This is a genomic window from Streptomyces sp. CRN 30 (assembly GCF_034105845.1).
In genome coordinates, this window is sequence record NZ_JAVRHI010000022.1 from 25,608 (window position 1) to 35,504 (window position 9,897).

The window sequence follows — 9,897 nt, forward strand, 5'->3', positions numbered from 1 at the left end:
TGAAGAACGTGTGGGGGGTGGATGGCAGGATGCCGATGTGCCTGTCCTCCGCCCAGCCGCTGTCGTAGGTTCTACGCAGATGAGAGATACACCCCGCCCACAGGGGACTGTGGGCGACCCCAGGTGGGGGCCTCCCCAGCTTCGACCTGGTCGTGCCCTCGCGCACACAACCGGAGCCTCCGGCTCCGGGTCTCCTCACCGATCGGACGGTCGCTCGCCCCAAACCCCCCGGGGCGCGCGACGTTCCGGTCCGGACGGCCGCCTCGGAACCACCCCCCCTGTTCCGGGGCGGCCGACCCATCTCCTCCTCCGCCTCGGGCTCCCGCTCGTCCTCTTCGCGCTGATCACCTGGCAGGTCGTCGCCGACGGTCCGCTGATCCGGGCGGACGAGCGGCTGAGCCGGGCCCTGGTCCACCCGGACCGCTTCTCCGAACTCCTCGCCGACCTCGGCAACACGCAGGTGGCCCTGCCGGTCCTCGCGCTCGCCCTGGTCCTCGCCGCGCTGCGCGGCCGGGCCGCGGGAACCCGCCGCTGGTGGCTGCCGCCCGCCGCCGCGGCCGTACTGATGGCGCTGGTCCCGGCCCTGGTCGTGCCGGTCAAGCTGTGGACCGACCGCCCCGGGACCCCGGCGGTGCCGCCGGCCACGGGCTACTTCCCCTCCGGGCACACCGCCACCGCCGTCGTCGCCTACGGCGCGGCCGTACTGCTGCTCCTGCCGCTGTTCCGCTCCGCCGCCGTCCGCCGGTGCCTGGTCGCGGCCGGTGCGGTGCTCGTCCTCGGCGTCTCCCTCGGGCTGGTCCGGCGGGGCTACCACTGGCCGCTGGACGTGGTGGCGTCCTGGTGCCTGTTCGGCACGCTGCTGTACGGCCTCGGCCTGCTGCTCGCCCGCCGCCGGACCGGCTGATCCCGACCGCGACGCGCTACTTCTCCCGTCCCGCGAGGCCCGCCGCCGCCTCGTGCATCGCCAGTTCGAGGAGGGCCGGGTCGATGAGGGTGCCGGAGCCGTCCGGCGGCACCAGCCAGCGGATGCCGCTGACCGCCGGGCGGCCCGGGTGGGGCACGACGATCCAGGTGCCGTCCCCGGCCGTCCGCACGCCGGTGCCCAGCCAGCGCGCCGCGGTGCCCGGCTCCACGAAGAACCCGGCGCGGGCGTCGCCGAAGTCGGCGAGGACCGGTCCCGGCTGGTCCAGGACCCGGGTGAGGACGTCGAGGGTGGGATAGCCGAGTCTGCTCGGCAGGATCAGTACGTCCCAGGCCCGGCCGGCGGGGAGCAGGGCGATCCCCAGGGGATTGCGCTCCCACTCCCGGCGGCAGACCTCGGGATCCGGTGCGACGGATGCCAGCCACTCGACCGCCGTCTTCGCCCCAGACATGTGAGGACCTCCCTCTGGCTCATGGACGCAGGATGCGTCACGAGGGAGAGGGACGTCCCCCGGCGGCATTACGCGGTTCATGGCATCCCGTCAGGGTGAAGCCGGCCGAGCGGGTGGTACCGGCGCGCACGCCCCCGCGCGAGAAGATCACGCACTAGCTGTCGAAGCCCAGGCCCAGCCGGTCCATCGTCCGCAGCCACAGGTTGCGCCGCCCGCCGTGGCTGTCCGCGCGCGCCAGCGACCACTTGGTGAGGGCGATCCCGGTCCAGGCGAACGGCTCGGGCGGGAACGGCAGCGGCTTGCCGCGGACCATCGCCGTCTCCGTGCGCTCGGTGCGCTCCCCCGCGAGCAGGTCGAGCATCACCTCGGCACCGAACCGGGTCGCGCCGACCCCGAGGCCCGTGTACCCGGCGGCGTAGGCGACCCGCCCCCGGTGAGCGGTGCCGAAGAACGCCGAGAAGCGGGAGCAGGTGTCGATGGCGCCGCCCCAGGCGTGGGTGAAGCGGACCCCCTCCAGCTGCGGGAAGCAGGTGAAGAAGTGCCGGGCGAGCCGGGCCCAGGTCTCCGGGCGGTCGTCGTACTCGGCGCGGACCCGGCCCCCGTAGGGATAGACGGCGTCGTAGCCGCCCCACAGGACGCGGTGGTCGGCGGAGAGCCGGAAGTAGTGGAACCGGTTGGCGCTGTCCCCGAGGCCCTGCCGGTTCTTCCAGCCGACGGAGGCGAGCTGCGCGGGGGTGAGCGGCTCCGTCATCAGGGCGTAGTCGTAGACCGGGACGGTGTAGGGGCGCACGCGCCTCACGAGGCTCGGGAAGACGTTGGTGCCGAGGGCGACGGTACGCGCGCGGACCGCGCCGTAGGGGGTGCGTACGGCCATGCCGGCGCCGTGCGGGCGCAGGGTGAGCGCGGGGGTGTGCTCGTAGAGGCGGACGCCGAGGCGGAGGCAGGCGCGCTTGAGGGACCAGACCAGCCTGGCCGGGTTGAGCAGGGCGACGCCCCGGCGGTCGTGGAGGCCGGCCAGGAAGGTCGGGGAGTCGACGTGGTCCCGTACGGCGTCGGCGTCGAGGTACTCCATGTCGTCGGCGAGGCCGAGGCGGCGGATCTCCTCGTACCACTCGGCGAGTTCCCGGGCCTGGTGCGGTGCGGTGGCGACGTCGATCTCACCGGTGCGTTCGAAGTCGCAGTCGAGGCCGTGGCGGACGACGGCCTCCTCGACGGCGTCGAGGTTGCGGGCGCCCAGCTCCTGGAGCCGGTGGATCTCCTCCGGCCAGCGCGCCAGGCCGTTGGCCAGGCCGTGGGTGAGGGAGGCGGCGCAGAAGCCGCCGTTGCGGCCGGAGGCGGCCCAGCCCGTCTCGCGGCCCTCCAGCAGGACGACGTCCCGGTCCGGGTCGCGCTCCTTGGCGATCAGCGCGGTCCACAGTCCGCTGTAGCCGCCGCCGACGACGAGCAGGTCGCAGCTCTCGACGCCGGTGAGCGCCGGCTCCGGGCGGGGCCGCGCGGGGTCGTCCAGCCAGTAGGAGACCGGCTGGGCGTCGGCGAGGGACCGTTTCCACTGACTCATGACGCGCGTCACGCCCCCTGCTTGCGGCGGCGGTTGCCGACGACCGTCGCGGCCAGGACGGACAGTACGGCGACGACGAACATGGCCGTCCCTACGACATTGATCTGAACGGGCGTTCCGCGCTGCGCGGAGCCCCAGACGAACATCGGGAAGGTGACGGTCGAGCCCGCGTTGAAATTGGTGATGATGAAGTCGTCGAAGGAGAGCGCGAAGGCGAGCAGCGCACCGGCCGCTATCCCGGGCGCGGCGATCGGCAGGGTAACCCGGAGGAAGGTCTGGAAGGGACCGGCGTACAGGTCCTGCGCGGCCTGTTCCAGGCTCGGGTCCATCGACATCACGCGCGCCTTGACGGCCGTCACCACGAAACTGAGGCAGAACATGATGTGGGCGATGAGCACGGTCCAGAAGCCGAGCCGCGCGCCCATGTTGAGGAAGAGGGTGAGCAGCGAGGCCGCCATGACGACCTCGGGCATCGCCATCGGCAGGAAGATCAGCGCGTTGACGGCGCCGCGCGCCCGGAAGCGGTAGCGGACCAGGGCGAAGGCGATCGCCGTGCCGAGCGCGGTGGCGCCCAGCGTCGCGAGGACGGCGATCCGCAGGCTCAGCGAGAGCGAGCCGCACAGGCCGGAGACGCCGCACGGGTCGCGCCAGGCGTCCGTGGAGAACTCCTGCCACTCGTAGTTGAACCGGCCGACGGGACTGTTGAAGGAGAACACCGTGACGACGACGTTCGGCAGCAGGAGATAGGCGAGCGTCAGCAGCCCGGCGATGACGACCAGGTGCCGCTTGAGCCAGTGGACGAGGGCCATTTACACCAGCTCCTCCGTGCCGGCCCTACGGATGTAGAGCGTGACCATGACGAGGATCGCCGCCATCAGGATGAACGAGAGCGCCGCCGCCGTCGGATAGTCCAGCACCCGCAGGAACTGGGCCTGGATGACGTTGCCGATCATGCGGGTGTCGGTGGAGCCGAGCAGGTCGGCGTTGACGTAGTCGCCGGCGGCCGGGATGAAGGTGAGCAGCGTGCCGGAGACGACGCCCGGCAGGGAGAGCGGGAAGGTGACCCGGCGGAACGTCGTCAGGGGCCGGGCGTAGAGGTCGCCGGCCGCCTCGTGCAGCCGTGGGTCGATCCGCTCCAGCGAGGTGTACAGCGGCAGCACCATGAACGGCAGGAAGTTGTACGTCAGTCCGCACACCACCGCCAGCGGGGTGGCCAGCACGCGGTCCCCGGCGGTCCAGCCGAGCCAGCTCGTGACGTCGAGGACGTGCAGGGTGTTCAGGGCGCCGACGACCGGGCCGCCGTCGGCGAGGATCGTCTTCCAGGCGAGGGTGCGGATCAGGAAGCTGGTGAAGAACGGCGCGATCACCAGGATCATGATCAGGTTGCGCCAGCGGCCCGCGCGGAACGCGATCAGGTAGGCGAGCGGGTAGCCGAGCACCAGGCAGAGCACGGTCGCGGAGGCGGCGTAGGCGACCGAGCGCAGGAACTGCGGCCAGTACGCGGAGAGCGCGTCCCAGTAGGCGGCGAAGTGCCAGGTGACCTCGTAGCCCTCCTCCAGGGAGCCCGTCTGCACGGAGGTCGACGCCTGGTAGACCATCGGCAGCGCGAAGAAGACGAGCAGCCAGAGGATGCCGGGGAGCAGCAGCCAGTACGGGGTGAGGCGGCGGCGCCGGCGCGGGGGCCTCGGTCCCGGCGCGTCCGGGGCGAGCGGCGGGGGCGCCTCGGTGGCGGTGGTCATCAGGCGGCCTCCTCCACGCCGGCGTCCGCATCCTGCGTGGCGTCGAGGCCGAAGGTGTGGGCCGGGTTCCAGTGCAGGACGACCTCGGCGCCGGGGACGAGGCGGGGGTCGCGGTCGACGTTCTGTACGTAGACCGCGAACTCGGGGCAGACGGCGGAGTCGATGACGTACTGGGTGGAGACGCCGATGAAACCGGCGTCGGCGACGGTGCCGGTGATGCGGTTGCGGCCCTCGGGGACCGATCCGGCGTCGTCGGCGTGGGTGAGGGATATCTTCTCCGGGCGGACGCCCGCCAGTACTCTGCCGCCGGTCGTCGTGGGCGCCGGACAGCGCGCCTCGGGCAGGAGCAGCTTGCCGCCGCCGGCCCTGAGCACCAGGTCGGTGCCGCTGCGGCCGTCGATCTCGGCCTCGATGAAGTTGGAGGTGCCGAGGAAGTTGGCGACGAAGGTGGTGCGCGGGTTCTCGTAGAGGTCGGTGGGCGGGCCGAGCTGTTCGACGCGGCCCGCGTTCATCACGGCGACCGTGTCGGCCATGGTCATGGCCTCCTCCTGGTCGTGGGTGACGTGCACGAAGGTGATGCCGACCTCGGTCTGGATGCGCTTGAGCTCCAGCTGCATCTGGCGGCGGAGTTTCAGGTCGAGGGCGCCGAGGGGTTCGTCGAGGAGGAGCACGCGGGGGTGGTTGATCAGGGCGCGGGCGACGGCGACGCGCTGCTGCTGGCCGCCGGAGAGCCGGTGCGGCTTCTTCCGGGCCTGCTCGCCGAGCTGGACCAGCTCCAGCATCTCCTCCACCTGCTTCTTGACGCTTCTGACGCCGCGCCTGCGCAGGCCGAAGGCGACGTTCTCGAAGACGTCGAGGTGCGGGAAGAGGGCGTAGGACTGGAAGACGGTGTTGACCGGGCGTCTGTGCGGCGGGAGGCGGGTGACGTCCTGGTCGCCGAGGTGGACGGTGCCGCAGGAAGGTTCCTCCAGACCGGCGATCATGCGCAGGGTGGTGGTCTTGCCGCAGCCGGAGGCGCCGAGCAGGGCGAAGAAGGAGCCCTGCGGGACGGTGAGGTCCAGCGGGTGGACGGCGGTGAAGGAGCCGTAGGTCTTGCCGATCCCGGAGAGGCGGACGTCGCCGCCGGTGTCGTTCGTCATGGTGGTCACGCCCCAGTGAGCTTCGCGAATTTCGCTTCGTAGTCCGTCTCTTCCTTCGAGCTGAGCGAACGGAAGGCACGGGACTTGGCCTGCATGGCCTGGTCGGGCAGGATCAGCGGGTTGTCCGCCGCGTCCGGGTCGATCTTCGCCAGTTCGTCGCGGACTCCGTCCACGGGGCAGACGTAGTTGATGTAGGCGGCGAGTTCGGCGGCGGCCTTCGGCTCGTAGTAGTAGTCGATGAGCCGCTCGGCGTTGGTCTTGTGCCGGGCCTTGTTGGGGACCAGCAGGTTGTCGCTGGAGGTGAGGTAGCCGCTGTCGGGGACGAGGAAGTCGACGTCGGGGTTGTCCGCCTTGAGCTGGACGACGTCACCGGCCCAGGCGAGGCAGGCCGCGAAGTCGCCCTTGGACAGGTCGGAGGTGTAGTCGTTGCCGGTGAACCGGCGGACCTGGCCCTTGTCGACGGCTTTCTGCAGGCGGGCGACGGCCGCGTCGTAGTCGTCGTCGGTGAAGTCGCGCGGGTCCTTCTCCAGGTCGAGCAGGGCCATGCCGACGGTGTCGCGCATCTCCGTCAGCAGGCCGATGCGGCCCTTGAGCCTCGGGTTGTCCAGCAGGTCGCCGAAGGTCTTCACCTCGACGCCGTCGAGCGCCTTCCTGTTGTACGCGATGACGGTCGAGATGCCCTGCCAGGGGTAGGAGTAGGCGCGGCCCGGGTCCCAGTCGGGGGTGCGGAACTGCGGCGACAGGTTGGCGTAGGCGTGCGGCAGGTGGGACGGGTCCAGTCTCTGCACCCAGCCGAGGCGGATGAGGCGGGCGGCCAGCCAGTCGGTGAGGACCATGACGTCCCGGCCGGTGTCCTGGCCGGCGGCGAGCTGCGGCTTGACCTTGCCGAAGAACTCGTTGTTGTCGTTGATGTCCTCGGTGTACTCGACGGCGATACCGGTCCGCTCCGTGAACGCGTCCAGCGTCGGGTGCCGTTTCCCCGACTCGTCGACGTCCATGTACTCGGTCCAGTTGGAGAAGGCGACCTTCTTCTCCTCCGCCGAGTGGTCCTCGGCGGAGGTGCCGCCCTCGCTCTGCCCGGCGGGCGGGATGCCGCAGCCGGTCAGCGCGGCGAGGCCGCCGGCCGCGAGGACGCCGCCGGTGCCGGCGCGCAGCAGCGAGCGGCGGGTCAGGGCGGCCCGTCCGGTACGCAGACTCCGCCGCACGGCGGCCACCTGGACCGGGGAGAGGCGGTCGGGCTCGTGACTTGCCATGCGTACTGCCCTTTCGGTGGTGGCGGTCGGCCGTCGGTCTCTACCGGTCCCCGAAGACGGTGCGGTGCCAGTCCTTGGCCGCGACCGCCGTGTTGTCGAACATGACGTGCTTGATCTGGGTGTACTCCTCGAAGGAGTAGAGGGACATGTCCTTGCCGAAGCCGGAGGCCCGGTGGCCGCCGTGCGGCATCTCGCTGATGATCGGGATGTGGTCGTTGACCCACACGCAGCCCGCCCTGATCTCGCGGGTGGCGCGGTGCGCGCGGTACACGTCCCGGCTCCAGGCGGAGGCGGCGAGCCCGTACGGGGTGTCGTTGGCGAGGCGGATGCCGTCGTCGTCGCTGTCGAACGGCAGGACGACGAGGACCGGCCCGAAGATCTCCGCCCGCACGGCCTCGCTGTCCTGCGGTGCGTCGGCGATGAGCGTCGGCAGGTAGTAGGCGCCGTCCTTCAGCTTCCCCTGCGGCGCCGCGCCGCCGGTCACCACGCGCGCGTAGGAGCGCGCCCGGTCGACGAAACCGGCGACACGGTCCCGGTGGGCGTGGCTGATCAGCGGTCCGAGGTCGGTGCCGGGGGCGAAGGGGTCGCCGAGCCGGACGGTCTCCATGAGCGCGGCGGTCCGCTCCACGAACGTCTCGTAGAGCGGCCGCTGCACGTACGCGCGCGTGGCGGCCGTGCAGTCCTGGCCGCTGTTGATGAGGGCACCCGCCACCGCGCCGTGGACGGCCGCGTCCAGGTCGGCGTCGTCGAAGACGACGAAGGGGGCCTTGCCGCCGAGTTCGAGGTGCAGCCGCTTGACGCCGGCGGAGGCGATATCGGCGACGCGGCGGCCGACGGCGGTGGAGCCGGTGAAGGAGGTCATCGCCACGTCGGGGTGGCCGACGAGGTGTTCGCCGGCCTCGGGGCCGGTCCCGGTGACGATGTTGACCACCCCGTCCGGGACACCGGCGTCGGTGGCGGCCCGCGCGAACATCAGGGAGGTGAGCGGGGTCGACTCGGCGGGCTTCAGCACGATGGTGTTGCCCGCCGCGATCGCCGGGAGGATCTTCCAGGCGGCCATCTGCAACGGGTAGTTCCAGGGCGCGATGGAGCCGACGACGCCGATGGCCTCACGGCGTACGTAGGAGGTGTGGTCGCCGGAGTACTCGCCGGCCGACTGTCCCTGGAGGTGGCGGGCCGCGCCCGCGAAGAAGGCGGTGTTGTCGACCGTGCCCGGCACGTCGAACTCACGGGTGAGCTTGAGCGGTTTGCCGCACTGGAGGGACTCGGCGCGGGCGAGGTCGTCGGCGCGTTCGGCGAGCACGGCGGCGAACCGGTGCAGGGCGTCCGAGCGTTCGCCGGGGGTGGCGCCGGACCAGCCGGGGAACGCGGCGCGCGCGGCGGCGACGGCCGCGTCCACGTCGTCGGTGCCGGCCAGCGCGTAGGTGAGGACCTCGGCACCGGTCGCCGGGTCGACGACCGTGTACGTGCGGCCCGAGGTGCCGTGGGCGGAGCGGCCCGCAAGGTACTGGGCGCCGTCGGCGAAGTCGTGCATGGTGGCTCTCCTCGGTCTTCCCGGAACGGGGGCGCGGGGGCCGGCGTGGCTCAGACTCGATGTGAGTGCCGATCCTGACAGAGCAGGTGACCACCAACAAGTGATTCCGTTGTTGCCTTTTGGTTACGCGACGGAATCTGTCGGCCAGGTGTCGAGCGGGGGTGGAGAGCCACGGACGGACTGTCAGTGGTGCGTGCCAGGCTTGCGTGCATGGGAGAGACGACGGGGGCGGACATGGGCACGGCCGGCGGTGCGGACGCGGGTGCGGGTGCGGGTGCGGTCGGCGACCGGGAGGCGCTGGTCGCGGCGGTGCGGGCGGGGGCCCGGGTCAAGTACCTCTGCTTCTGGGGACACCGGCCACGGCACGACGGGCGGGCCGGACCGGGCTGTCTGAGCCAGTGGTGGCCGTCGCCGTTCACGGTCGACGGGGTGGAGTACGCGACGGCCGAGCACTGGATGATGGCGGGCAAGGCGCGGCTCTTCGGCGACGCCGCGGCGGAGCGGCGGGTGCTGGCCGCGCGGCATCCGGCCGAGGCCAAGAAGGCCGGGCGGCTGGTGCGCGGCTTCGACGAGGAGACGTGGGCGCGCGAGCGGTTCCGGATCGTGGTCGAGGGCTCGGTCCACAAGTTCGCCGCCCACGCCGAGCCGCGCGGCTTCCTGCTGGCGACGGGCGACCGCGTGCTGGTGGAGGCCAGCCCCGTGGACCGGGTGTGGGGCATCGGCCTCGCCGCAGGCGACGAGGCGGCCACGGACCCGGAGCGCTGGCGCGGGCCCAACCTGCTGGGGTTCGCGCTGATGGCGGCGAGAGCCGAGCTGCGGGCGGCTCCCGCCGCTACGCGCTGACGATCACCAGGACGCCGAAGGCGATGGCCAGGGCCGCGCCGAACGCACCGCAGATGATGCCGGCCAGCGCCTGGCCCGAGTTGGTGGCCTCGCCCCGGCGGGCCTTCGCGCGTCCGACGGCGCCGAAGACGATGCCGAGGACGCCGAGCAGGACGGCGACCGGCCAGAGGCAGAAGCCGACGGCGGCGATGATGCCGAGGACCAGTCCGGCGGTCCCCATGCCGTTGCTCGGCGGGGGCGCCATGCCGGGCCAGCCGTAGTAGGCCCCCGGCAGACCGCCGCCTCCGTAGCCGGGGGCGGCGGTCTGCCCCGGGTGCCCGTGTCCGTGCCCGTGCCCGTGCCCGTGCCCGTGCCCGTAGGAGCCGGGGTAGCCCGGGTAGCCGTAGGGGACACGGCCGGGGCCGTCGGGGGCGACCGGAGGCGGGGGGACGGGGTGGCTGTGCGAGGACGGAGGGGCG

The 9,897-nt window shown here is 72.2% G+C and carries 10 protein-coding genes; 2 read left to right on the forward strand and 8 right to left on the reverse strand.

Features of this window, described 5'->3' with window-relative positions; genetic code table 11:
• The first annotated feature begins 109 nt into the window (after positions 1-109).
• Positions 110-904: a phosphatase PAP2 family protein gene (locus UW392_RS02800; protein ID WP_320773221.1), complete on the forward strand. Its 795-nt coding sequence runs from the start codon at positions 110-112 to the stop codon at positions 902-904.
• A gap of 16 nt (positions 905-920) precedes the next feature.
• On the opposite strand, the gene UW392_RS02805 is transcribed toward UW392_RS02800, so the two are convergent.
• The 7 genes from UW392_RS02805 to UW392_RS02835 form a co-directional block, all read right to left on the reverse strand.
• A complete protein-coding gene (locus UW392_RS02805; RefSeq protein WP_320773222.1) occupies positions 921-1,373 on the reverse strand; it encodes a hypothetical protein in 453 nt (150 codons plus the stop codon).
• 154 nt (positions 1,374-1,527) lie between these two features.
• The gene (locus UW392_RS02810; protein WP_320773223.1) at positions 1,528-2,931 is read right to left on the reverse strand and encodes an FAD-dependent oxidoreductase; all 1,404 of its coding nucleotides are present in this window, start codon (positions 2,929-2,931) and stop codon (positions 1,528-1,530) included.
• Positions 2,932-2,939: 8 nt separating this feature from the next.
• On the reverse strand, positions 2,940-3,740 hold the full coding sequence (locus UW392_RS02815) for an ABC transporter permease (RefSeq protein WP_320773224.1): 801 nt from the start codon (positions 3,738-3,740) through the stop codon (positions 2,940-2,942).
• Positions 3,741-4,670, reverse strand: coding sequence for an ABC transporter permease (locus UW392_RS02820; protein WP_320773225.1), 930 nt, complete (start codon positions 4,668-4,670; stop codon positions 3,741-3,743).
• On the reverse strand, positions 4,670-5,809 hold the full coding sequence (locus tag UW392_RS02825; RefSeq protein WP_414495470.1) for an ABC transporter ATP-binding protein: 1,140 nt from the start codon (positions 5,807-5,809) through the stop codon (positions 4,670-4,672). The genes UW392_RS02820 and UW392_RS02825 overlap by 1 nt, the downstream gene beginning before the upstream one ends.
• Before the next feature lie 5 nt (positions 5,810-5,814).
• Entirely contained in the window at positions 5,815-7,062 is a 1,248-nt protein-coding gene (locus tag UW392_RS02830; RefSeq protein WP_320773227.1) for a spermidine/putrescine ABC transporter substrate-binding protein, read from the reverse strand.
• Between the two features lie 40 nt (positions 7,063-7,102).
• On the reverse strand, positions 7,103-8,596 hold the full coding sequence (locus tag UW392_RS02835; RefSeq protein WP_320773228.1) for a gamma-aminobutyraldehyde dehydrogenase: 1,494 nt from the start codon (positions 8,594-8,596) through the stop codon (positions 7,103-7,105).
• 234 nt (positions 8,597-8,830) lie between these two features.
• Here UW392_RS02835 and UW392_RS02840 point away from each other — a divergent pair, with 234 nt between their 5' ends.
• Entirely contained in the window at positions 8,831-9,439 is a 609-nt protein-coding gene (locus tag UW392_RS02840) for an NADAR family protein (protein WP_320773231.1), read from the forward strand.
• On the opposite strand, the gene UW392_RS02845 is transcribed toward UW392_RS02840, so the two are convergent.
• The coding region (locus UW392_RS02845) for a DUF4190 domain-containing protein (RefSeq protein ID WP_320773229.1) at positions 9,429-9,897 on the reverse strand (469 nt) is incomplete at its 5' end. The genes UW392_RS02840 and UW392_RS02845 overlap by 11 nt on opposite strands.